We start from the raw sequence: 23,184 nt of genomic DNA, 5'->3' as shown, positions 1-23,184 counted from the left end.
AGGGGGACGCAGGGTGGAGCGCAGGTCGATCGGGGCGGGATCGCTGACGGTGGGCGCCGTCGGTCTCGGCTGCATGCCGATGAGCTGGGCGTACGCGCCCTCGCGGCGGCGCGGGCAGGAGTCGCTGGCGGCGGTGCACGCGGCGCTGGACCTCGGTTCGAACCTGCTGGACACGGCCGACGTGTACGGGCCGTTCACCAACGAACTGCTGCTGGGCCGGGTGCTGCGGGAGCGGCGGCCGGACGCGTTCGTGTCGGCCAAGGTGGGGCTGCGGGCCGACGCCCAGCACGTGGTGGCGGACGGGCGTCCGGGCTACGTGCGGCGGGCCTGCGACGCCTCGCTGCGTCGGCTGCGGACCGACGTCATAGACCTCTACCAGCTGCACCGGGTGGACCCGGACGTGCCCGTGGAGGAGACCTGGGGGGCGATGGCGGAGCTGGTGGGCGCCGGGAAGGTGCGGGCGCTCGGGTTCTGCGCGCTCGGCGCCGGGGCCGGGCCGGGTGCGGGGCGCGGCGGGGACCGGGCGTACGGGACGACGCTGCGGCACCTGGAACGGGCGCAACAGGTGTTTCCGGTGAGCGCGGTGCAGGCGGAGCTGTCGGTGTGGTCGCCGCAGGCGGCGTGGCAGCTGCTGCCGTGGTGCGCGGACCGCGGGGTGGGATTCCTGGCGGCGATGCCGCTGGGCAGCGGTTTCCTGACCGGGACGCTCACGCCGGGCGAGGGTTTCGAACCGCAGGACGTACGGGCCCGCCATCCGCGGTTCACGGCGGACGCGATGGCGTCGAACCAGGTGCTCGTGGCGGCCCTGCGCCGGGTGGCGCGCCGGCACGGGCCCGGGGTCACGGCGGCGCAGGTGGCGCTGGCGTGGGTGCTGGCGCAGGGGCCGCAGGTGGTGCCCGTACCGGGGGCCGACCGGGCGCCGTGGGCCACGGAGAACGCGGGGGCGGCGGAGGTGCTGCTCTCGGCGGCCGATCTCGCGGAGATGGCGGCGCTGCCGGTGGCGGTGGGAGCCTGGGACTGACCCGCAACCACTCGATCGAGTGTACGAGCGGTGGAACTTCGGCGGCTGCCGGAGAGGTTGAGACGGGTGAAGGGCACGGTCGGGGCACGGGAAGGGAGCAGGGCGATGCGGTTCACACGTGGGGGGCACGGGGGACGGGGCGCGCGCAGCCGCGGCGTGCTGGGCGGAGAGGTGCTGAGCAGGGGTGTGCTGAGCGGGAGTGCGTGGGGCAGGGGTGTGCTGGGCGCCGTCGCGCTGGCCGGGTGCGGGGCGCTGCTGGCCACCGGCTGTTCGCCGGCCGGCGTCGACGGCGCCCGGCCGGGCGGCTCGCCACCGGGCTCCGCCGCGGGCTCGGGGTCGCCGGAGCCCGCGGGGACCCCGTCGGGTTCCCCGTCGGTGTCGGCGCCGCCGGCGAAGGGCGCGGTGACGGTGACCGGCGAGGTCGCCAAGGGTTTGGAGTCCCCGTGGGGCGTGGCGCCGCTGCCGGGCGGGGACCTGCTGGTGGCCTCGCGGGACAAGGGCTCGATCAGCAGGGTCGAGGCCGGTTCGGGCGCGGTGACGCGGATCGGATCGGTGCCCGGGGTCGCGCCGGGCGGGGAGGGCGGGCTGCTGGGCCTGGCCCTGTCGCCGGACTTCGCCTCGGACCGGATGGTGTACGCCTACTTCACCACCGAGGGCGACAACCGCATCGCCCGGCTGCGGTACGACGAGCGCAGACCCGCAGGGCAGCAGCTGGGCGCTCCGGACACCGTGTTCCGCGGCATCCCCAAGGGGCTGATCCACAACGGCGGCCGGATCGCCTTCGGCCCCGACAAGATGCTCTACGCGGGCACGGGCGAGACCGGTGAGACCGGGCTCGCGCAGGACAAGGAGTCGCTGGGCGGCAAGATCCTGCGCATGACCCCGGACGGGGACCCGGTGCACGGAAACCCGGAGGCGGACTCGGTCGTCTACTCCTACGGGCACCGGAACGTGCAGGGCCTCGCCTGGGACGGGGACAAGCGGCTGTGGGCCGCCGAGTTCGGCCAGAACACCTGGGACGAGCTGAACCTGATCGAGCCCGGCGCGAACTACGGCTGGCCGGAGGCGGAGGGCAAGGCGGGCCGGCCCGGCATGCGCGATCCGGTGGCCGTCTGGAAGACCGACGAGGCCTCGCCGAGCGGGATCGCCTGGGCGCAGGGGTCGGTCTGGATGGCGGGCCTGAAGGGGAACCGGCTGTGGCGGATCCCGCTGTCCGGGACGGACCCGGTGGCGGAGCCCGAGGCCTTCCTGGAGGGGAAGTACGGCCGGCTGCGCTCCGTGGTGGCCCTGGGCGGCGACAAGCTGCTGCTGGTCACGAGCGAGACGGACGGGCGCGGGTCGCCGGAAGCGGGCGACGACAGGATCCTGACCCTGACGGTGCGGTGACGCGCGACGGAGGACCCCGGTGACGGGGCGGAAGGTGTGGTGGACGCGATGTTCAACATGATCGAGCAGCTGTTCGGCCCGGGGCGCAGGCACACGGACGAGGAGAAGAAGCGCCTGGAGCTGTCCCGGGTCGACGTCGAGGACGGGGACCCGGGGCGGGGCCCGATAGACCTCGACTCCGGCACGGTGTTCATACGCCCCGCCGGGCAGCCTCCGACGGGGGACTGACCGGCCCGGGGGCGGCGAACAGGCGCAGCCGGTGGGCGAGGGCGGCCGCCTCGCCCCGCCCCGCGACACCCAGCTTCGCGAGGATGTTCGAGACGTGCACGCTCGCCGTCTTCGGGGAGATGAACAGCTCTCCGGCGATCTGGCGGTTGGTGTGGCCCTCCGCGACCAGGCGCAGCACCTCCCGCTCGCGGCCGGTCAGGCCGAGGGCCTCGACGGGGTCGGTGTCCGGGGCGGGCGTGGCCGGCCGGGATTCCGCGGCCCCGGTGGTCAGGGGGATCCGGGCGCGCTGGGCGAGCAGCGCGAGGTCCTCGCGGAGCCGGCGGGCGCCGAGACCGTCCGCGGTGGTGTGGGCGTCCCGGAGCAGGGCGGCCGCGGGTTCCCGGTCGGCTCCGGACGCCAGCAGTGCCTCGGCGAGCCGGTGGCGCGCCCGCGCCAGCAGGTACGGGCGGTCCAGGGGGCGGACGGCCTCCTCCACGGCGGCCCAGTCGGCGACCGCGTCCCGGGCCTCGGCGCGGCGCAGCTCGGCCCGGACGTACTCGGCGTGGGCGGTCCACACCGGGTTCGGCGTGGCCAGGGTGCGGGCGCTGGTGCGCAGCAGATCCAGGGCGGCCCCGCGGCCGGCCTCCGCGGCGGGGAGCCCGCGGGCGTCCGCCTCGGCGGTGGCCGCGGCGAGGAGCAGCGGCCAGGCGTAGCGGTGCTGTCCGAGCGGGAAGCCGAAGTCGGCGGCCGCGGCCGTCACGGTCCGGACCTCGGCGATGCGGCCCTCCCCCGCGGCGACCCCCACCGCGAGGCGGAACAGCGGTATCCGGTGCTGGGGCTGGGTCTCGTGGGTGCCGAAGTGCGCGTGCGAGGCGGCGAGCCGGTGGGCGGCCTCCGTCAGCTCTCCGCGGGCCAGGGCCAGATAGGCCAGCCGTGCGGAGGCCGAGCCGCGGGGGGCGGCGTTCTGGCCGACGAGCAGGGTGCGCCGGGCCTCCTCGGTGGCCTCGTCCCAGCGGCCGAGACTGTAGAGGCTCTCGGCCATGTTCCCGCGCACCCAGGCCTCGGTGTCCAACAGCCGGGCCTTGGTGGCGAGTTCGATGCCCAGAGCCGCCAGTTCCACGGCTTCGCGGGAGCGTCCGGCGCTTTCCAGCTGGGAGGTGAGGTTGATGTAGGCGCGTCCTGCGATCAGGGGGAGGCCGAGTGCGGTGGCCCGGTCCTTGACCGCGTGCAGTTCGGCGAGGCCGGCCTCCCCGGTGCCGGAGTCGGTGAGCAGGCAGCCGACGGTGATCCGGGCGTTCAGCTCGGTCTCCCCGGCGCCGACCATCCGTGCGTACGCGACGGCCCGTTCGGCGGCGACGAGGTTGCCGGGGCCCGGGTCGTGGAGCATGCCCCAGCCCGCGGCGCGGACCAGGACCTCGGCGTGCACGTGCGACGGCGGCAGTCCCTTGACCAGCTCCTGGGCCCTGCCGATCTCCTCCCAGCCGTCGCTGCGGCCGAGGCCGGACACCAGCCGGGAGCGCTCGGTCCAGAACCAGGCGGCCCGCAGGGGGTCCCCGTCGGCCTCCAGCATCCTGAGCGCCGTCTTGGTGATCTTCACGGCGCGTTCCGGCTCCCCGCCGTAGCGGGCGGCGACGGTCGCCTCGGCCAGCAGGTCGATCCGCCGGAGCGGGGTGGTGGCGGGGTCGCACCCGCACGGCGGGTACACCTCGGTGTAGTCCGCCGGCCGGAGCGCTTCGCGGACCTCCTCCGGGGCGCTCTCCCAGAGGTCCATGGCCCGCTCCAGCAGACGCAGTTGCTCGGCGTAGGCGTGCCGGCGGCGGGCGGCGACGGAGGCGGCGAGCACGGCGGGCAGCGCCTTGGCGGGGTCGTTGGCGTGGTACCAGTAGCTGGCCAGCCGGATGACCCGTTCCTCGGCGCGGATCAGCGAGTCGTCGCCTTCCAGGGCTTCGGCGTAGCGGCGGTTGACGCGGGAGCGCTCGCCGGGCAGCAGGTCGTCGCTGACGGCCTCGCGGACCAGCGAGTGGCGGAAGCGGTACCCGTCTCCGTCGGCGGTGGCGCGCAGGATGTTGGCGCCGACGGCGGCGCGCAGCGCCTCGATCAGCTCGTCCTCGGTGAGTCCGGCGGCGGCGCGCAGCAGCGGGTACTCCACGGTGGACCCGCCCTCGGCGACGACGGCGACCACCCGCTGGGCCTCCTCCGGGAGGACCTCGACGCGGACGAGGAGCAGGTCGCGCAGGGACTCGGTGAGCCCGGCCCGGCAGCCGCTCGCCCGGGACGCGACGAGTTCCTCGACGAAGAAGGCGTTGCCGTCGGAGCGGGCGAAGACGGAGTCGACGAAGTCCTCGTCGGGCTGCGAGGCGAGGATGCCGGCGAGCTGGCGGCGCACCTCGGCCCGGTTGAAGCGGGGCAGCTCGATGCGCCGGACGGTCCGCAGCCGGTCCAGTTCGGCGAGCAGCGGGCGCAGCGGGTGGCGGCGGTGGACGTCGTCCGCGCGGTAGGTGGCGACGACGACGAGGCGGCCGCTGGCGAGGGTGCGGAAGAGGTAGGACAGCAGGTGCCGGGTGGAGGTGTCCGCCCAGTGCAGGTCCTCCAGGACGAGGACGAGGGTGCGGTCGGCGGCGAGGCGCTCCAGCATCCGGGCGGTCAGCTCGAAGAGGCGGGCGGTGCTCTCCTCGTCGTGCGGGCCCGGCGGGGTGTCGCCGAGTTCGGGCAGGACGCGGGCGAGTTCGTGCTCCTGCCCCGCGGCCGCGGCCGCCAACTCGCCGGGCAGCAGGCGGTGCAGGGTGCGCAGCGCCGTCGAGAACGGGGCGTAGGGAAGTCCCTCCGCCCCGATCTCCACGCAGCCCCCGACGGCGACCACGGCGCCGCGGCGGTCCGCCTCGCAGAGGAACTCCTCCGTGAGGCGGGTCTTGCCGACCCCTGCCTCTCCCCCGATGAGCAGGGCCTGCGGTTCCCGGCCTGCGGCGCGCGTCAGTGCGTCGGTGAGCGCGGCCAGTTCGTCGGCTCGGCCGACGAACACCGGGCTGGCTGATCTGGTTTCCACGCCGCCGAGCATCGCACAGACGTCCTGTCCGGCGGCACCCGATATCCGTGCGCCGGCCGCCACGTGCCGCTCCCCCGGATCTCGGGGCGGACTACGCGGCGCGGGCGAAGCGGCTCCGGTGGCCCCTCACCGACCCTTCGGGTTCCTGGCTCCGGGAGGAGGTGCGGCGCAGCGCCTTCCTCGCCTCCCGGACCAGGCGGTACGCGTCGGCCCGGCGGATGAGCTCGGCGTGGCGGGCGGTGGCCATCTCGTACTCGAACATCTCGTGCTCCCTGGTCGCGTCGTTCTCGGACACCTCGTTCGGTGTGTTCCGAGATTCGCGTCCCAGGGGGCACCGGCACATCGGGAGCATGCCGCATTCGGGGGGTGCGGGGGGCCTTAGGCCGGGCCCCCGGTTGCCGCGGGGTGCCTAAGGCGGCGCCGTCCGGGGCCGGGCCCGGACGGCGGGCGGGCCCCGGACGGCGGACGGGCCCCGGACGGCGGACGGGTCACGGACGGCGGACGGGTCACGGGGTCGGGGCCGCCGGCACCGTCGGGAGCGGGAGGAAGTACATGGCGGCGAAGACGGCGATGCCGATGCCTCCGAGGACGACGCCGGCCCAGGCGACGGCCCGGACCCAGGCCGGGAGGGTACGGCCGGGCGCGCCGAAGGCGGGGCGGGCCAGGACGAAGACGGCGACGAGCAGGGCGAGGGTGGACAGGACGCCGTTGGCGAGGGCGGTCAGCTGCCAGGCGTCGCCGTACAGGGAGGAGATCTGGTCGGCCGGCGGAGCCGACTTGTCGCCCTGGATCTGACCGATGAGGGTCTGGCGCTCGGCCAGGACGCGGGAGCCCCAGCTGCCGCTGAGCGCGACGAGCCCGAGGCCTGCGGCCACGACGGCGGACGCGGCGGCTCCGACGCCACCGGACCGTGCGTCCTCGTCGGCGTGGTCCTCGTCGAACGCGTCGTCCTCGTCGAGGTCCCGGTCCGCGAACCCGGCGTCCTTCGCGGCGGCGGTGTCGCCCGCGGACTCGGTCGGGGTCGCGGACTCGGCGGAGGTCTTGTCCACCGCCTGGGTCTCGGCCCCGGCGGGCTGGGGGGCCTCGGCCTTCGTGAGGTCGGTGGGGGTGGTCTCCGCCTCGGGGGCGTTCGGGGCGGGGGTCTTGGTGGTGTCCATGCCGGGCACCGTAGGCGTCCTGTCTGAGAGGTCCATGAGAATGCGGCGCCGACGGCGGGGCGGGCTTGAATTTCGGCTTCCGATGCCCCCCGCGGGCGCCGCCGGCCCGGACCGGAGCTAGGCCGTGTCTTGAGGATCAGGGCGGATCAGGCCGGGGTGTCCGGTGCCGTGCGTCGCAAGGCCGGGGAGGGAGCCGACGTGGTGCGTCGGCGACCGAGGAGAACGCCGCGAGGCGCGGTGCCGGGCAGCCAGGGCCCCCCATGATCCGAAAGACACGGCCTACGTCCGGGCGCCGCTCGCCACGGGTTCCGCGGCGGGCCGCTGCCCCGGAAGCACCGCGCCCGGGCGGTGTTCGGGGGGCTCGATGCTGATCCGCGGCAGCCGCCGGTCGAGCCAGCCGGGCAGCCACCAGTTCGCGCCGCCGAGCAGGTGCATCAGCGCCGGGACCAGGAGGGTCCGCAGCACGAAGGCGTCGAGGGCCACGGCCGCGGCGAGCGCGATGCCGAACATCGCGATGATCCGGTCGCCGCTGAGGACGAAGGCGAGGAACACGGAGATCATGATGACGGCCGCCGAGTTGATGACCCGGCTGGTCTCCGCGAGGCCGACGCGCACGGCGCGCCGGTTGTCGCCGGTCTCCAGCCACTCCTCGTACATCCGGCTGACGAGGAAGACCTGGTAGTCCATGGAGAGGCCGAAGAGCACGGACACCATGATCACGGGCAGGAAGGGTTCGATCGGCCCGGCGCTGCCCAGGCCGAGCAGTTCGCTGCCCCAGCCCCACTGGAAGACCGCCACGACCACGCCGAAGGAGGAGGCGACGGCGGCGATGTTCATGGCGGCGGCCTTGAGCGGGATGCCGATGGACCGGAAGGCCAGCAGCAGCAGGACGCAGCCCAGGGCGATGACCACCCCGACGAACAGCGGCAGCTTGCCGACGATGACCTCGGCGAAGTCGTCGTAGCCGGCCGTCACCCCGCCCACGTGGACCTGCATGGAGCTGCCGTCCGCGGCGCGCGGGACGACCTCCGTGCGCAGGGTGTCGACGAGGGCGCTGGTGTCCCGGGACTGCGGGGCGGACTCCGGCACGACGGTCACCACGGCCGTGTCCCCGCTCCGGTTGAAGACGGCCGGGCCGGCGGTGGCCACGCCCTCCGTCGTACGGAGGGCCTCGGCCAGCCGCCCGGCGGCGAGCCGGTCGCCGGCCCCGTCGAGGCGGGCGACGACGGTCAGCGGGCCGTTCGTTCCGGGGCCGAAACCCTGCGCCAGCAGGTCGTACGCCTCCCGGGTGGTGGAGCCGGCCGGGTTGTTGCCCTGGTCGGAGGTGCCGAGGTGGAGGAAGAGGGTGGGCAGGGCCAGCACCAGCATGACGGCGGTGGCGGCGGCGCCGAGCAGCTTGGGGCGGCGCTCCACGAACGCGGACCAGCGGACGGCGAACCCGGTGGTCCGCTCGGGCCGCGGCCCCTCGGCGGCGAGCCTGCGGCGCTCGCGGCGGGACAGCGCGCGCGTCCCGATGTACGAGAGCAGCGCCGGGAGCAGGGTGACGGACGCGGCCACGGTCAGGACCACGGTGACGGAGGCGGCTATCGCGACGCCGTTGAGGAAGTTCAGCCGCAGCACGAGCATCCCGAGCAGGGCGATGCAGACGGTGGCCCCGGCGAAGACGACGGCCCGGCCGGTGGTGGCGACGGCGCTCTCCGCCGCCTCGTCCACGGGCATGCCGCGCAACAGGCCCTTGCGGTGGCGGGTGACGATGAACAGCGCGTAGTCGATGCCGACGCCGAGGCCGACGAGGGTGCCGAGCATCGGGGCGAAGTCGGCGACCGGCATCGCGTGCCCGAGCAGGGTGATGCCGAAGTAGGCGGTGCCCACGCTGACCAGCGCGGTCGCGAGGGGCAGCAGGCTCGCGGCGAGCGAGCCGAAGGCGAGGAAGAGCACCAGGGCGGCGATGGCGACGCCGATGACCTCGGCGAGGTGGGCGCTGGGGGCCTCCGTCAGGCCGATGGCGCGGCCGCCGAGTTCGACGCGCAGGCCGTCCGCCTCGGTGCCGGGGTTCTTCGCCGCGTCGACGACCGCCTGGGCCTGGCCGCGGGGTACGGCGTCGGCCTGCCGGTCGAAGGTCACGACGGCGTAGGCGGTGCGCCCGTCGGGGCTGATCCGGGCGGCGCTCTCGGAGCCGGGTCCGTACGGGCCGGCGACCGAGCCGACGCCGGGGAGGGCGGCGATGGTGTCCAGGGCGCGGGTCATCCGCGCTTCGACGTCCGGAGTGCGGGCGATCTGGTGGTCCGGTGCCCGCCACACGACGGTGTCGGTGTCGCCGCCCCGGCCGTGGAAGCCCTCGCGCAGGAGGGCGTGGGCCTTGGCGGACTCGGTGCCGGGCACCTCGTAGTCGTTGGAGAACGCCGACCCCGCGGTTCCCGCGGCCGCCGCGCTCGCGCCGAGTGCGAGCAGCCAGATCAGGACGGCGAGGAGTCGGTGGCGCATGCACCACCGCGCGATTGCTGCCAACGGACGTGCTCCCTGGTGGTTCGGATCTTTACCGGGAGTACGGCCCGTCGCAAAGAACGCGTGAACTCAAACACTTCGGACGTGAAGTCCCGGCCGGTGCTCCGGGGGGTCGCCCCGAGGTTCCGGCCCAGGTGGTGCACACCGTTTCGGCCCGCTCGGTGTGCACCGTCACGATCTCAGCGTTTCGTGATCGTCGGCCCGTTTCGTGGGCATCGTCACAGGCGGGCGGGGTGGTACGGGACTTCGGTCACGGCGCCGGGGCGCCGGGCTCCGCGACGGACCGCGCTCCTTCGGGCCCGTCGACCCGGTAGCCCGGGACCGAGGGCCACCGGACGGTGAGGACCACCGCGTCCTCCTCGGCGTACCAGGAGTGGTCCACGCCGCGTCCCCACAGGACGTAGTCGCCCTGTTCGGCGAGGACGACGCTGCGTTCCGGGAAGTCCAGCCGGAAGCGGCCGCTGATCAGCACCAGCAGGGCGGTGCGCCGTTCCGCGGTCGCCCACCGCTCCCGGGCGTCGCCCTTGGGGTGGATCCCCCACTTGATCTCCACGTCCTGGCTGTGGCGGGGGTCCGCGGGGTCCTTGAAGTGGCCCAGGAGCCAGCCGCGGTCGGCGGCCGCGTCGGGCGCGGCCCTGCCGGTGTAAATGGTGGTGTCGGCGTTCACGGGGCGAGGCTAATGCAGTTGTGCGACCGGCCGTCGCGCTGCTCAGCTGGCCCGATGACGATCGATCGTGACGAGTTGACGCGGATCCGGGACCTCTACGACACCGTGATGCGCCGGGACGCCCGGCCCGACGCGGCGGGTGCCCGCGTGGAGCGGGCGGGCGGGGTCGTACGCCAGTCCGTACCCGGTCCGGGCTGGAACGGCGTGCTCTGGTCGGACCTCGACGAGGGGACGGCGGACGCGGAGATCGCCGCGCAGGTCGCGTTCTTCGGCGGGCTCGGCGCCTCGGAGTTCGAGTGGAAGCTGTACGGGCACGACCGGCCCGCGGACCTCGGGGAGCGGCTGGAGGCGGCCGGTTTCGTACCGGAGCCCGCCGAGACGCTGATGGTGGGCCTGGCCGCGGAGCTCGCGCGACTGCCGGTGGAGCCGCCGGCGGGGATCACCCTGCGCGTGGTGACGGACGAGGCGGGCGTGGACCTGATGACGGAGGTGCACCGGCGGGCCTTCGGCACGGACCGGCCGCACATCCGGGAGCAGGTGCTCGGCATGCTGCGGGAGGAGCCCGACTCCCTCGCGGCCGTGGTCGCGATGGCGGGCGACACCCCGGTCTCGGCGGCCCGGATGGAGATGCGGCCGGGCCTGCCGTTCGCCGGCCTCTGGGGCGGCGGTACGGATCCCGCGTGGCGGGGCCGGGGCGTCTACCGCCTGCTGGTGGCCCACCGCGCCCGCATCGCGGCCGAGCGGGGCATCCCGTACCTCCAGGTGGACGCCTCGTCGGAGAGCCGCCCGATCCTGGAGAGGCTGGGGTTCGGGGTGCTGGGGGTGACGGTGCCCTACCTGTGGGAGGCGTGAGCGGGCTGCCGTACCGCGCGGAGGGGGTACCGGGCCCCGCGGGCCGCGGGCATGATCGGCAGCATGGAACGCATCAGCCCGCCCCTGACCGGAAACGAACGCGAGACCCTCCGGGCCTACCTGGACTACCACCGGGCCACCCTGGCCATGAAGTGCGAGGGCCTCGACGACGCACAGCTGCGCCGGGCCGCCTCGCCCGCGTCCACCCTGTCGCTGCTGGGCCTGGTCCGGCACATGGCCGAGGTCGAACGGCACTGGTTCCGGCACGTCCTGGACGGCCGCGACCTCCCGCACCTGTGGTCGGACGACCACGACTTCCAGGCCGCGTACGACGCGTCGGGCTCGACCCGCGGCGAGGCGTTCGCCGCCTGGGAGGCCGAGGTGGCGCACTCCCGCCGGATCGAGGCGGCCGCCGGGTCCCTCGACGTGACCGTGCACGTGCCGGGCTGGGAGAAGGAGGCGTCGCTGCGCCTGCTCATGCTCCACCTGATCCACGAGTACGCCCGCCACAACGGCCATGCCGACTTCCTGCGCGAGGCCGTCGACGGCACGACCGGAGCGTGAGGCGCCCGGTGCCCGGCGCCCGGTGCCTGCGGCCGGACCGCCGGGGCGCACCGGACACCGGTCACCGCGCACCTCGCACCGGGCACCGCGCCGGGTGGCGCGGCCGGGGTCACGCCGCCCCGGCCGCCGTGCCCGCCCGCCAGTAGCCGAGGCCGTTGACCCGCTGCTTGGGCAGGCCGAGTTCCTTGCGCAGGTACGAGGTCAGCGTCCGCGTCGTCGCCGTGTCGCAGGCCAGCCAGACGTACGCCTCCGACGGGTCCCCTACCAGCTCCGGCAGTTCGGCCCGGACCCGGTCGACCAGCGCCGTGCCGCCCCGCGGCACCCGGCGGATCTCGTGCCGGGCCGCGTCGAGCCGTACCGGCAGGTCCGCGTCGGAGGCGTGCTGCGTCTCGAACCAGATCGTCGCGGCGCTCTGCGGGAAGGAGTCCAGCAGGGAGTTGATCGCCGGGAGCGAGGCCGGGTCGCCGATGACCAGCAGCCGGTCCGGAGCCGGGGCGGGGGCGGTGAAGCCCGTGCCCTGGACGGTCGCGTCGATGGTGTCGCCGGGCGCGGCGGCGCGCGCCCAGTCGCTCGCGGCCCCGCCGTGCAGGGCGAACTCCAGGGAGAACGTGCCCGCTTGCGGGTCCGGGTCCACGAGGGTGTAGGCCCGCTGGTGGGGCCGGCCCGCCCGTTCGAACCACACGCGGACCCACATCGTGGGGTGCAGGGACTCGCCCGCGGCCGCCAGCAGTCCGCCGTCCGTGAAGCCGATCCGGCGGTAGTCCGCCGTGACGTCCTGCGTCCCGGTGACCGTGAACGTGAAGTCCCTGCCCCGCAGCAGCTTGAGGACCACGCCCTCCCAGCCCTTGCCTACCGCCATGTCCGACCCCTCCCGAACCGCCCCTATAGTTAGGCTAGCCTAACCTAACGCGCCTCGGGGAAGAGTGTGAGCAGCGTGAGCAGCAGTGTGAGCAGCGACGGCGGGGGCACGGAGGCCCCCGCACGGCACGGGGCAGCGTACGAGGTTTTCCGCGACGACTGGGGCATCCCCCACCTCCGCGCGGCCGACGGGCTCCGACTCGCCTACGCCCAGGGCCGCGTGACCGCCGTCGACCGCGCCTGGCAGCTGGAGGTGGAGCGCCACCGCGCCGCCGGTTCCAGCGCCGCCTTCCTCGGTGCCGGGGCCGTCGCCTGGGACCGCTTCGCCCGCCAGAGCCGGCTCGCCGACACCGCCCGCCGCTGTCACGACTCCCTCGACCCGGACACGGCCGCCTGGGTCCGCGCGTACGTCGACGGCGTCAACGACGGGCTGGCCGCGGGCTCCGCGCGCGACGAGCGCTTCGCGCGCACCGGCCACACCCCGGTCCCCTGGGAGCCGTGGGTCCCCCTCGCCGTCTGGACCGCGACCCACGTCCTGTTCGCCGGCTTCGCCACCAAGCTGTGGCGCGAGCGCGTGGCCCGCGCCCTCGGCGACGAGGCGCTCACCCTCTTCGCCGCCGACGGTCCCGGCACGGCCGGCAGCAACGGCTGGCTGGTCCCCGGCGACCGCACCACCACCGGCGCGGCGATCATCGCGGGAGACCCCCACCGGTTCGTCGAGGACCCGGGCGTCTACCAGCAGATACGTCTCTCCTGCCCGGAGTACGACGTGCTCGGCCTGGCCGTCCCCGGCGTCCCCGGCATCGGCCACTTCGGGCACACCGGCACCGCCGCGTGGGCGATCACCAACGCCATGGCCGACTACCAGGACCTGTACGTCGAGCAGTTGCACCGCACCCCCGACGGCTCCGTCGTGCGGGCGCTGGGCCCCGACGGCGTCTGGGAGCCGGTCGAGCGGCACGTGGAGACCCTCTCCGTCGCCGGCGGCGCCGACGTCGAGGTGGAGGTCCTGGAGACCGCCCGCGGCCCCGTCATCGTCCGCGGCCCGGACGACGTCGTCGGCACCGGCGACAGCGCCGGCTCCCAGACGCTGTCCCTGCGCCACCCTCCCCGCGTCCGCCGCGACCTCGGCTTCGCGGCCCTCCCCGCGCTCCTGCGCGCCCGTACCGTGGCCGACATCGACGCGGCCCTCGACGGCTGGGCCGAGCCCGTCAACGTGGTCCACGCCGCCGACTCCGAGGGCGGCCTGCTGCACCGGGTCGCGGGCGCCGTCCCGCTGCGCCACCGCACCAACCGGCTGCGTCCGGTGCCCGCCTGGGACCCCCGGTACGACTGGCGGGGCTGGGCCACGACCCCCGCCGAGCCGGTGCAGGGGTTCGCCGTGATGGCGAACGCGCGCGGGATCGCCTCGCGGCTGGGCGTGGAGTTCGCGCCCCCGCACCGGGCCAACCGCATCCGCGAGCTGCTCAGCGGCTCCGCGGACTGGTCCGCCAAGGCCATGGCCGACGTACACCGGGACACCCGCCTGGCCTCCGCGGAGCCGCTGCTCGCCCTGCTGCCGGAGTGCGCCGGGCTGTCCCCGCGGGCCGCCGCCCTGCGCGCCCGGCTGCTCGCCTGGGACCGGCACATGGAGGCCGGGAGCACCGACGCCACCGTCTTCTCCGCCTTCCGGGCCGCGACCGTACGGCGGTTCGCCGCCGACCCCGTCTTCGCGGACCTGGCGGGCGCGCCGGCCGGCCCGGAGGCCTTCCACCCGTGGCTGCACCTGGTCCCCCGCGTCGGCTACGCGCTCGAAGGGCTGCTCACCACCTCCCTCGTGCCGGACCTGGACCGTGCGGCCCACGTCCGCGCCGCCCTGGAGGAGACGGCGGCGGCGGACGCCCCCGACACCGCCTGGGCGGAGGTCCACCGCCTCGCCCCCTGGTCGGCGCTGCCCGGCGAGGGGGATCCGCTCTGGCCCGGTCTGGGCGGCGACCACGACTGCGTGAACGCCACCTCCTCCGTCCCCGGCCTCACCGACCTCGCCTCCCGGGCCCCGGCGGCCCGCTACGTGTGGGACCTCGCCCGGCGCGAGGACAGCCTGTGGGCGGTCCCGCTGGGCGCCGACGGCGTCACCGGCGCCCCGCACCACCGCGACCAGCTCCCGTGGTGGGCCGACTGCGCACTGGTCCCCGTCGTCACCGACTGGGCCCGCCTCCACCGCCAGTCCCCCTGATCCGAAAGGCACGGCCTGGCCGTCACCCGAACGGGACCCCGATTCCCATTGACCCCGTGCGCCTCGCCCCTGGAAGCTGATGCCTTCTCAAAGCACTTTGGGGTGGGGGCAATTGACCAGTCAGAACCTGCACATCGGACCGGATTCAGCGGCGGATCGGTACCGTCTGCTCCGGTCCATCGGGCGCGGCGGGGAGGCCGTGCTCTACCTCGCCGAGATCGAGCTCGCGGGCGGCTCGGAGCCCGTGGTCGTCAAGGTGCTGGACTCCAAGACGACCATCACGCCCGAGATCTTCGACCGCATCAGCCAGAAGTGGAACGAGCAGGCGGAGCTGCTGCGCTTCGTGCACCGGCCGGGCGTGGTCGGCGTGCGGGAGCACTTCGAGGGCCCGCCGATCCACCGGCCCGGGGAGTCCTCGACCCTCACGGGGCGGGCGCTCGTCCTCGTCATGAACCACGTCGACGGCCTGGACCTGCGGGACTGGCGGGCCGAGCGGACGCTCGCGAGCGCCGCCGAGCGGCGCGAGGTGATGCGCACGCTGGAGCAGCTGGCGGACGTACTGGACTGGCTGCACTCGGGGAAGGCCACTCCGTCCGGTCGCCAGGTCATCCACGGTGACCTGTCCCCCGGCAACGTGATGGTCGACGCCCACGGGCAGGCCACGCTGGTGGACTTCGGGCTGAGCAAGCTGACGGCCGACCACGAGACGGCGGAGGTCTGGTTCACCCCGGGCTACGCGGCTCCCGAGGTCTTCGACGGCAAGCGGACCCCGGGGGCGGACCGGTACGCGTTCGGGGCCATCGCGTACTTCCTGCTGAGCGGGCAGTCGCCGCCGGCCACGCCGGGGCAGCTGGCGGACGCGCTGACGGCGCTGCCGCAGATCGCGGTGCTGGACGCGGAGCAGCGGGCCCGGATCACCGCGATCTACGCGGCGGACCCCGGCAAGCGGCCGGTGAGCCTGGCCGGCTGGATGAAGGACGTCCGGCGCGCGGTGGTGTCCACGACCACCGCGACGTCGCGCCCGGCCGCGCCCGCCGCGCCCCCGATGCCGGCCGTTCCACCGCCGCCGCCGGTCCCGCCGCAGCCCGCGGGCCCCCCACCGGCGGCGGCCGCGCAGCCGGTCACCGCGCAGCCGGTCACCGCGGAGCCGGTGCCGACGCCCGCGCCGGAGACCCCGCCCGCACCCGGTCCGGTGCGGGCCACGGTGCCCGAGGGGTACGGGGCCCCCTTCGCGCCGGGCCCGCAGTCGCCGACCGCCGCCCTGGCACAGCCGCCCGCGCCCGCACAGCCCCACGCGCAGCCGCACGCGCAGCCGCACGCGCAGCCGCAGGCCCGGCCGCCGAAGAAGAAGCGGCGTACGGCACTGGTCCTCGGCGCGGTGGCGGCGGTCCTGCTGCTCACGGCCGGCGGTGTCGCCGGAGCGCAGTGGCTGAACGACAAGGAGAAGGGGGCGAACCAGGCCGGGGGCGACAAGCCCGCTGCGCCCGTGGCGAGCACGACCGCGTCCGCGACGCCCTCGGAGCCGACGCCCGGTGCCTCCGCGAGCGCCTCGGCGGATCCGGCCGTCCAGCCCAGCGCCTCGGGTTCACAGCCGCCCTCGGGCATCGCGCCGGACATCAAGGCCGCGGACCTGACGGTCATGAGTCCGGTCTCCGAACTCGACCGTTTCACGGTGGGTTCCGCCAAGATCGACACGAAGCAGTACGGCGCCGCGTTCGTCGCGGACCGCAGCTGCAACTACGACGCGACGGCGGAGTTCGACCTCAACCGGGAGTGGAAGCACCTGGAGTTCACGGCCGGCATCGACGACGGCTCGACGAACGAGAAGGGCAGGGTCAGCATCTCCCTCGACGGAAAGCCCGCCGCCTTCTCCGAGCTCGTGGAACTCGGCAAGCCGGTCACGAAGTCGGTGGACGTGAGCGGCGCCCTGCGGCTGCGCATCAAGGTCGAGAAGGGCTGCGACAACGGCATCGTCGTGATCGCCGCTCCCCAGCTGACCCGCTGAGCGATCCCCGGCAGGGGCGGTCCGCCCGCGGGGACGGTCCGCCCGCCGGGGATGGCGGCGGAGCCCGTACCGACGCGGGCGGGGCCCCCCCCCCCGCGGGGGGGGGGGGGGGCCCCCCGGGCCCCCCCCCCCCCCCCCCCCGGGGGGCGGGCCCCCCCCCCCGGCCCCCCCCGGGGCCCGGGGGCCCGCCCGGGGGGGGGGGGGCCCGCCCGGGGGGGGGGGGGCGCCCCCCCCCCCGCGGGGGCCCCCCCCCCCCCGCCGGGGGGGGGGGGGCCCCCCCCCCGGGCCCGGCCCGCGACCGCCCCGAGGGGCGGACGGGCCGGGACGCGCCTACTCGGAGACGCCGAGGCGCTCCAGGATGAGCTCCTTGACGCGCGCCGCGTCGGCCTGGCCGCGGGTGGTCTTCATGACCGCTCCGACCAGGGCGCCGACGGCGGCGACCTTGCCGCCGCGGATCTTGTCCGCGATGGCCGCGTTGCCCGCGATGGCCTCGTCCACGGCCGCGCCGAGCGCGCCCTCGTCCGAGACGACCTTCAGGCCGCGCTTCTCGACGACCTCGTCCGGGGTGCCCTCGCCGGCGAGGACGCCTTCGAGGACCTGGCGGGCCAGCTTGTCGTTCAGCTCGCCGGCCGCGACCAGCGCCGCGACCCGGGCGACCTGCGCCGGGGTGATCGGCAGCTCGTCGACGACGACGCCCTGCTCGTTGGCGTTGCGGGCCAGCTCGCCCATCCACCACTTGCGCGCGGCGGCCGAGTCGGCACCCGCCTCGGTCGTGGCGACGATGGAGTCCACCGCGCCCGCGTTGAGGATCGACTGCATGTCGTGCTCGGTGACGCCCCACTCCTCGCGGAGCCGGTTGCGGCGCGTGCGCGGCATCTCGGGCAGGCCGCCGCGCAGCTCCTCGACCCAGGTGCGGGCCGGGGCCACGGGGACCAGGTCGGGCTCCGGGAAGTACCGGTAGTCCTCGGCGTTGTCCTTGATGCGGCCGGCCGTCGTCGAGCCGTCCTCCTCGTGGAAGTGCCGGGTCTCCTGCACGATCGAGCCGCCCGAGGTCAGCACCGCCGCGTGGCGCTGGATCTCGTAGCGGGCCGCGCGCTCGACGGAGCGCAGCGAGTTGACGTTCTTCGTCTCGCTGCGGGTGCCGAACTCGGACTCGGGGGTCGGGCGCAGCGACAGGTTCACGTCGCAGCGCATCTGGCCCTTGTCCATGCGGGCCTCGGAGACGCCGAGCGCCTTGATGACCTCGCGCAGCTCGGCGACGTACGCCTTGGCGACCTCGGGGGCCCGCTCGCCGGCGCCCTCGATCGGCTTGGTGACGATCTCGATCAGGGGGATGCCGGCACGGTTGTAGTCCAGCAGCGAGTGGGACGCGCCGTGGATGCGTCCGGTGGCGCCGCCGACGTGCAGCGACTTGCCGGTGTCCTCCTCCATGTGGGCGCGCTCGATCTCCACGCGGAAGATCTCGCCGTCCTCCAGCTGCACGTCGAGGAAGCCGTTGAAGGCGATCGGCTCGTCGTACTGGGAGGTCTGGAAGTTCTTCGGCATGTCCGGGTAGAAGTAGTTCTTCCGGGCGAAGCGGCACCACTCGGCGATCTCGCAGTTCAGCGCGAGACCGATCTTGATGGCGGACTCGATGCCGATCTCGTTGACGACCGGGAGGGCGCCGGGCAGGCCCAGACAGACCGGGCAGGTCTGCGAGTTGGGCTCGGCGCCCAGCTCGGTCGAGCAGCCGCAGAACATCTTGGTCCTGGTGCCGAGCTCGACATGGACCTCCAGGCCCATGACGGGGTCGAACGAGGCGAGAGCGTCCTCGTACGACAGCAGTTCGGTGAAGGTGGTCACGGTGAAACTTTCCCTCTCAGCCCAGCAGGACGTCTTCGTCGCCCAGTCGCTTCAGCTCGCGGTACAGGATCGCGAGGCCGGTGACGATGGCGGCGGCGGACACGGCGGCGTCGACGAGCTTGAGCACGTCGTGCTCGGAGCGGGCCTTCTTCACCTGCTTCAGCACGCTGAGCGCGCCGAAGGCGGTGGTGCCGATCGACAGGTAGGTGCCGGTCTTGGACTTCTTGAAGCCCTTGGCCTTGGACAGTGCACTGGTGCTCACAGCGACGGTGCCTCCTCAAGCAGCGGGTGACCCCAGCGGGCGATGAAGGCGGCCTCGACGGCCGCACCGACCTTGTAGAGCCGGTCGTCCTTCATCGCCGGGGCGATGATTTGCAGCCCGACCGGGAGACCGTCCTCCGGGGCCAGGCCGCAGGGGAGCGACATGGCGGAGTTGCCGGCCAGGTTGGTCGGGATGGTGCACAGGTCCGCGAGGTACATGGCGAGGGGGTCGTCGGAGCGCTCGCCGATCGGGAAGGCGGTGGTCGGGGTCGTCGGGGAGACGATGACGTCGACCTGCTCGAAGGACTTCTCGAAGTCCTTGGTGATGAGCGTGCGGACCTTCTGGGCGGAGCCGTAGTACGCGTCGTAGTAGCCGGAGCTGAGCGCGTACGTACCGAGGATGATGCGGCGCTTGACCTCGTCGCCGAAGCCGGCTTCGCGGGTCAGGGCGGTGACGTCCTCGGCGGACTTGGTGCCGTCGTCGCCGACGCGCAGGCCGTAGCGCATGGCGTCGAAGCGGGCCAGGTTGGAGGAGCACTCGGACGGCGCGATCAGGTAGTACGCGGCCATCGCGAGGTCGAAGGACGGGCAGTCCAGCTCGACGATCTCGGCGCCGAGCTCGCGCAGGAGCTCCACCGACTCGTTGAAGCGCTGGACGACGCCGGCCTGGTAGCCCTCGCCGGCGAACTGCTTGACCACGCCGACGCGCATGCCGGCGACGGAGCCGTTGCGGGCCGCCTCGACGACCGGCGGGACCGGGGCGTCGATGGAGGTGGAGTCCATCGGGTCGTGGCCGGCGATGACCTCGTGGAGGAGGGCCGCGTCCAGGACCGTACGGGCGCAGGGGCCGCCCTGGTCGAGGGAGGAGGAGAAGGCCACCATGCCGTAGCGGGAGACACCGCCGTACGTGGGCTTCACGCCGACGGTGCCGGTGACGGCGGCGGGCTGGCGGATGGAGCCGCCGGTGTCCGTGCCGATGGCCAGCGGGGCCTGGAAGGCGGCCAGCGCGGCCGCGGAGCCGCCGCCGGAGCCGCCGGGGATCCGGGTGAGGTCCCAGGGGTTGCCGGTGGGGCCGTAGGCGCTGTTCTCGGTGGAGGACCCCATGGCGAACTCGTCCATGTTGGTCTTGCCGAGGATGACGACGTCGGCCTCCTTCAGCTTGCGCGTCAGGGTGGCGTCGTACGGCGGGATCCACCCTTCGAGGATCTTCGAGCCGACGGTGGTCGGGACCCCGACGGTGGTGAAGATGTCCTTGAGGGCGAGCGGGACGCCGGCCAGCGGGCCGAGCTTCTCGCCGGCGGCGCGCTTGGCGTCGACGGCGCGCGCCTGGGCGAGCGCGCCCTCGCGGTCGACGTGCAGGAAGGCGTGGACCTTCTCGTCGGTCGCGTCGATGCGGGCCAGGTGGGCCTCGGTGACCTCGACGGCCGTGAGCTCGCCGGAGGCGATCTTCTCGGCGGTCTGGGCGGCGGTGAGCCGGATGATGTCGGTCATGGTGGTTAGTCCTCCCCCAGGATCTGCGGCACCTTGAAACGCTGCTGCTCCTGGGCGGGAGCACCGGAGAGCGCCTGCTCGGGGGTGAGCGAAGGACGGACCTCGTCCGCGCGCATGACGTTCGTCAGCGGCAGCGGGTGGGAGGTCGGCGGAACGTCTTGGTCGGCGACCTCGGAAACGCGGGCGACCGCGCCGATGATGTCGTCGAGCTGTCCGGCGAAGTGGTCCAGCTCTTCGGCCTTGAGCTCCAGACGTGCCAGCCGAGCGAGGTGGGCGACCTCCTCGCGCGTGATGCCAGGCATGCAGCGATCCTCTGGGGTGGTGAGCGTGTGGTTTCGGGCCCAATCCTATGGGGCCGGGCCCCTGAGGCGTGAAACCGGTTTCCGGCGGGCCGGAGCGGGAAGCCCGTGCGGGTCCGCCGCGCGGGGCGTTCCGGGCGCGGCCCGGACCCGCGCCGCACCCGCCGGCGGGAGGGGAACAGCCCTGCGGGCCGTCCGGTCCCCGCAGCGGCGGCGCGCCCGCGCGCGCTCGCGGGGTCAGCCCGCGTCGGCCTCCGCGGCCGCCAGTTCGGCCGAGATGTCCGCCGGGCGGCGCCAGCCGCGTTCTCCGCGGGCCAGCAGCCAGGCCGTGGCCTCCTGCGGCGGCATCGCGGCCGCGACCAGCCAGCCCTGCACCGCGTCGCAGCCCAGGTCCCGCAGGCGCTCCCAGGTCTCGTCGTCCTCGACGCCCTCCGCCACCACCAGCAGGCCGAGCGAGTGCGCCAGGTCCACCGTGCACCGCACGATCTCGGCGTCCTGCGCGTCGACCGCCAGCCGGCCCACGAACGACCGGTCGATCTTCAGCTCGCTGACCGGCAGCCGCCGCAGGTGGACCAGCGACGAGTACCCGGTGCCGAAGTCGTCCAGCGACATCTTCACGCCGTGGCCGGTCAGCCCCGCCATGGTGTCGGCCGCCCGCTGGGGGTCCTCCAGCAGGACGTGTTCCGTTATCTCCAGCTGGAGGCCGCTGGCGGGGACCCCGTGCCGGGCCAGCCGGGCGGCGACCGCGCCGGCGAATCCCGGGGTGTGGACGTCCCGCGGGGACACGTTGACGGCGACCGGGACCTTGAGGCCCTGGGCCCGCCAGCGGGCCACCTGGGCCAGCGCGGTCTCCAGGACGTACTCGGTCAGGTGCGGCATCAGGCCGGAGGTCTCGGCGATCGCGATGAACTCGTCCGGGGACACCCGGCCGCGTTCGGGGTGGACCCAGCGCACCAGCGCCTCCAGCCCCGCGACCTGGCCGTCGAAGCGGACCTTCGGCTGGTAGTGGAGTTCCACCTCCCCGGCGTCCAGGGCCCTGCGCAGGTCCCCGAGGAGGCCGAGCCGGTCGGGGGTGTTGCTGTCCCGCTTGGACTCGTACACCTCGACGCCGGTCCGGTCGCGCTTGGCCTGGTACATCGCGACGTCCGCCCGCCGCAGCAGCCCCTCCGCGTCCAGCGCGTGGTCGGGGAAGACGGCGAGGCCGGCGCTGGCCTCCAGGACGAGGGTGAGGCCGTCCAGATCGAGCGGGGAGCTGAGCTCGGCCACCAGGTGACGGGCGATCCGCTGGGCGCTGGTGGTGGAGTCGGCCACGGGCAGCAGGACGGCGAACTCGTCGCCGCCGAGCCGGGCCGCCTCGGCGTCCTCGGGCAGGGCCTGCCGCAGCCGGTCGGCGATCTGCAGGAGCAGCCGGTCGCCGGCGAGGTGGCCGAGGGTGTCGTTGACCGCGCGGAAGCGGTCCAGGTCGATCAGTACGAGCGCTGCCCGGGTGCCGTGGCGTTCGGCCTCGTCGAGGGCGGTCCAGGCCCGCTCCAGCAGCCACTGCCGGTTCGGCAGCCCGGTGAGCGGGTCCCGCAGCTGCTCCTCGGCACGGGCCCGGGCGATCCACAGGGTGGAGTCGAGGGCGATCAGCGGTACGGCGAACAGGGGCAGCAGGACGGGCTGGGTGACGGCGACGACGCAGATCAGGGGGGCGATGCCGAGCAGCGCGACCGCCACTAACGCCTGCCGCAGCAGGGCGGTGCGGGCGACGGTGGGCAGGCCGCCGCCGCGCGGGGACAGGGCGAGCCACAGGAGGAGGCGGGTGACGAGGAGGTAGGAGACGGCGACGAGGACGACCTCGGGCACGGCTTCCAGGTCCCAGGTGCCGGGCTGCCACGGGGTCTCGACGGACGGCTGCTCGCCGAACACGCCGAGGACGAGGGCGCCCGCGCCGATGCCGAGGATGTCCACGGCGCCGTGCAGCAGGCCCTGGCGCCAGCGGTGCCGGCGGGCGGCTCCGACGAGGGAGACCACCGCGAGGGAGACGAGTCCGGCGGGCACCCAGCCGTACAGGAGGAGGACGCCGAGGGTGAGGGCGGCGCCCGAACCGGTGCCGCCCCACCACCGGTCGCGGCCGAGGGCGACGAGGTGGCCGACGATGATCCCCGTCAGCAGGGCCAGCGTCCAGCCGACCGTGCCGCCGGGGAAAAGGGCCTGACGGCTGGTCAGCGCCGAGACGATGCCGGCGGCGAGGACGACGAAGGACAGGCCGACGACGACGAAGGGCAGGATGCCGCGGCCCTGTCCGCCCGCGCACGCGCCGTTGTCCGGCGGCCGGGTGTCCGGCGGTCGGGTCTCCGGCGCCCTGGTCCCCGGCACACCGAACCGGCCCGCCCGCGGGGAAGGGCGTTCCCCGCCGAATTCGGGTGACGGGTCGGCGCTTTCGGTGGGTTTCATGCCCGTCCCTCTCACAGCCGGCGATGCCGATGTCACGCGGTGGCGCCGATGTCATGCCGTCACGGCCGGACATCGCGTCCCGCAGCCGTGCACGACAGGCGCACCCCTCAACAGTAGGACGCGGGAGGCTCCCAGGGGCAGCGGTCGGCGGCGGTTGCCCGAATGCGACCCAGCCATCGTCATCAGTACGGTATCCGCCGAACGGGTGAGTTGGGACCAGGCCTCCCGGTCGTCCCTCCGATGATCCGACAGGTCACCGCCCTGCGAAGCCCGGTACCGGCCGATTGCCACCGCCCGCCGCGCCTGGCGTGCGCCCGCCCGTACGGCCGCACGCCATGCATCCGAATCCCGGGTCCGGCCGCCCGGAAGGGTTCC

The 23,184-nt window shown here is 74.6% G+C and carries 18 protein-coding genes; 7 read left to right on the top strand and 11 right to left on the bottom strand.

Annotated features, from left to right (window positions below; all coding sequences use genetic code 11):
- The first annotated feature begins 13 nt into the window (after positions 1-13).
- The 3 genes from ACZ6S8_RS02080 to ACZ6S8_RS02070 all read left to right on the top strand — a co-directional run bounded on the left by ACZ6S8_RS02080 (position 14) and on the right by ACZ6S8_RS02070 (position 2,635).
- On the top strand, positions 14-1,021 hold the full coding sequence (locus tag ACZ6S8_RS02080) for an aldo/keto reductase (RefSeq protein WP_469451574.1): 1,008 nt from the start codon (positions 14-16) through the stop codon (positions 1,019-1,021).
- A 105-nt stretch (positions 1,022-1,126) separates the two neighbouring features.
- Positions 1,127-2,407 carry a PQQ-dependent sugar dehydrogenase gene (locus ACZ6S8_RS02075; RefSeq protein ID WP_469451572.1) on the top strand — a complete coding sequence of 427 codons (1,281 nt, stop codon included), beginning with the start codon at positions 1,127-1,129 and terminating at the stop codon, positions 2,405-2,407.
- Between the two features lie 48 nt (positions 2,408-2,455).
- Positions 2,456-2,635: a DUF6191 domain-containing protein gene (locus ACZ6S8_RS02070; RefSeq protein WP_469451894.1), complete on the top strand. Its 180-nt coding sequence runs from the start codon at positions 2,456-2,458 to the stop codon at positions 2,633-2,635.
- Here the strand turns inward: ACZ6S8_RS02070 and ACZ6S8_RS02065 are convergent.
- From ACZ6S8_RS02065 to ACZ6S8_RS02045, 5 genes are all read right to left on the bottom strand, one after another.
- Positions 2,598-5,669 carry a helix-turn-helix transcriptional regulator gene (locus ACZ6S8_RS02065; protein ID WP_469451892.1) on the bottom strand — a complete coding sequence of 1,024 codons (3,072 nt, stop codon included), beginning with the start codon at positions 5,667-5,669 and terminating at the stop codon, positions 2,598-2,600. The genes ACZ6S8_RS02070 and ACZ6S8_RS02065 overlap by 38 nt on opposite strands.
- 79 nt (positions 5,670-5,748) lie before the next feature.
- The gene (locus ACZ6S8_RS02060) at positions 5,749-5,952 is read right to left on the bottom strand and encodes a hypothetical protein (protein ID WP_469451570.1); all 204 of its coding nucleotides are present in this window, start codon (positions 5,950-5,952) and stop codon (positions 5,749-5,751) included.
- Positions 5,953-6,163: 211 nt separating this feature from the next.
- Positions 6,164-6,814: a hypothetical protein gene (locus tag ACZ6S8_RS02055; RefSeq protein ID WP_469451568.1), complete on the bottom strand. Its 651-nt coding sequence runs from the start codon at positions 6,812-6,814 to the stop codon at positions 6,164-6,166.
- Positions 6,815-7,093: 279 nt separating this feature from the next.
- Positions 7,094-9,322 (bottom strand): MMPL family transporter, encoded by a 2,229-nt coding sequence (locus tag ACZ6S8_RS02050; RefSeq protein ID WP_469451567.1) that lies wholly within the window; start codon positions 9,320-9,322, stop codon positions 7,094-7,096.
- Between the two features lie 247 nt (positions 9,323-9,569).
- Positions 9,570-9,986 (bottom strand): cupin domain-containing protein, encoded by a 417-nt coding sequence (locus ACZ6S8_RS02045; protein ID WP_469451566.1) that lies wholly within the window; start codon positions 9,984-9,986, stop codon positions 9,570-9,572.
- Positions 9,987-10,040: 54 nt separating this feature from the next.
- On the opposite strand from ACZ6S8_RS02045, the gene ACZ6S8_RS02040 reads away from it, so the two are divergent.
- Both ACZ6S8_RS02040 and ACZ6S8_RS02035 read left to right on the top strand, forming a co-directional pair.
- Positions 10,041-10,838: a GNAT family N-acetyltransferase gene (locus ACZ6S8_RS02040; RefSeq protein ID WP_469451564.1), complete on the top strand. Its 798-nt coding sequence runs from the start codon at positions 10,041-10,043 to the stop codon at positions 10,836-10,838.
- Positions 10,839-10,901: 63 nt separating this feature from the next.
- Positions 10,902-11,402, top strand: a complete 501-nt coding sequence (locus ACZ6S8_RS02035; RefSeq protein WP_469451562.1) for a DinB family protein — start codon at positions 10,902-10,904, stop codon at positions 11,400-11,402.
- A 109-nt stretch (positions 11,403-11,511) separates the two neighbouring features.
- On the opposite strand, the gene ACZ6S8_RS02030 is transcribed toward ACZ6S8_RS02035, so the two are convergent.
- The gene (locus ACZ6S8_RS02030; protein WP_469451561.1) at positions 11,512-12,261 is read right to left on the bottom strand and encodes a siderophore-interacting protein; all 750 of its coding nucleotides are present in this window, start codon (positions 12,259-12,261) and stop codon (positions 11,512-11,514) included.
- A 75-nt stretch (positions 12,262-12,336) separates the two neighbouring features.
- On the opposite strand from ACZ6S8_RS02030, the gene ACZ6S8_RS02025 reads away from it, so the two are divergent.
- Together ACZ6S8_RS02025 and ACZ6S8_RS02020 are read left to right on the top strand one after the other, a co-directional pair.
- The gene (locus ACZ6S8_RS02025; protein WP_469451559.1) at positions 12,337-14,475 is read left to right on the top strand and encodes a penicillin acylase family protein; all 2,139 of its coding nucleotides are present in this window, start codon (positions 12,337-12,339) and stop codon (positions 14,473-14,475) included.
- 112 nt (positions 14,476-14,587) lie between these two features.
- On the top strand, positions 14,588-16,480 hold the full coding sequence (locus tag ACZ6S8_RS02020) for a protein kinase domain-containing protein (protein ID WP_469451557.1): 1,893 nt from the start codon (positions 14,588-14,590) through the stop codon (positions 16,478-16,480).
- A gap of 330 nt (positions 16,481-16,810) precedes the next feature.
- On the opposite strand, the gene gatB is transcribed toward ACZ6S8_RS02020, so the two are convergent.
- From gatB to ACZ6S8_RS01995, 5 genes are all read right to left on the bottom strand, one after another.
- On the bottom strand, positions 16,811-18,322 hold the full coding sequence (gene gatB / locus ACZ6S8_RS02015) for an Asp-tRNA(Asn)/Glu-tRNA(Gln) amidotransferase subunit GatB (protein ID WP_469451555.1): 1,512 nt from the start codon (positions 18,320-18,322) through the stop codon (positions 16,811-16,813).
- 16 nt (positions 18,323-18,338) lie between these two features.
- Entirely contained in the window at positions 18,339-18,584 is a 246-nt protein-coding gene (locus ACZ6S8_RS02010) for a hypothetical protein (protein ID WP_469451553.1), read from the bottom strand.
- Entirely contained in the window at positions 18,581-20,074 is a 1,494-nt protein-coding gene (gatA, locus tag ACZ6S8_RS02005; RefSeq protein WP_469451551.1) for an Asp-tRNA(Asn)/Glu-tRNA(Gln) amidotransferase subunit GatA, read from the bottom strand. The genes ACZ6S8_RS02010 and gatA overlap by 4 nt, the downstream gene beginning before the upstream one ends.
- 5 nt (positions 20,075-20,079) lie before the next feature.
- On the bottom strand, positions 20,080-20,376 hold the full coding sequence (gene gatC, locus ACZ6S8_RS02000) for an Asp-tRNA(Asn)/Glu-tRNA(Gln) amidotransferase subunit GatC (RefSeq protein WP_010984178.1): 297 nt from the start codon (positions 20,374-20,376) through the stop codon (positions 20,080-20,082).
- 234 nt (positions 20,377-20,610) lie between these two features.
- Positions 20,611-22,809, bottom strand: a complete 2,199-nt coding sequence (locus ACZ6S8_RS01995; protein WP_469451549.1) for a putative bifunctional diguanylate cyclase/phosphodiesterase — start codon at positions 22,807-22,809, stop codon at positions 20,611-20,613.
- Positions 22,810-23,184: the final 375 nt, after the last annotated feature.

Source organism: Streptomyces sp. NPDC048461 (assembly GCF_055587105.1).
This window is presented reverse-complemented; position numbering and strand designations above follow the sequence as displayed.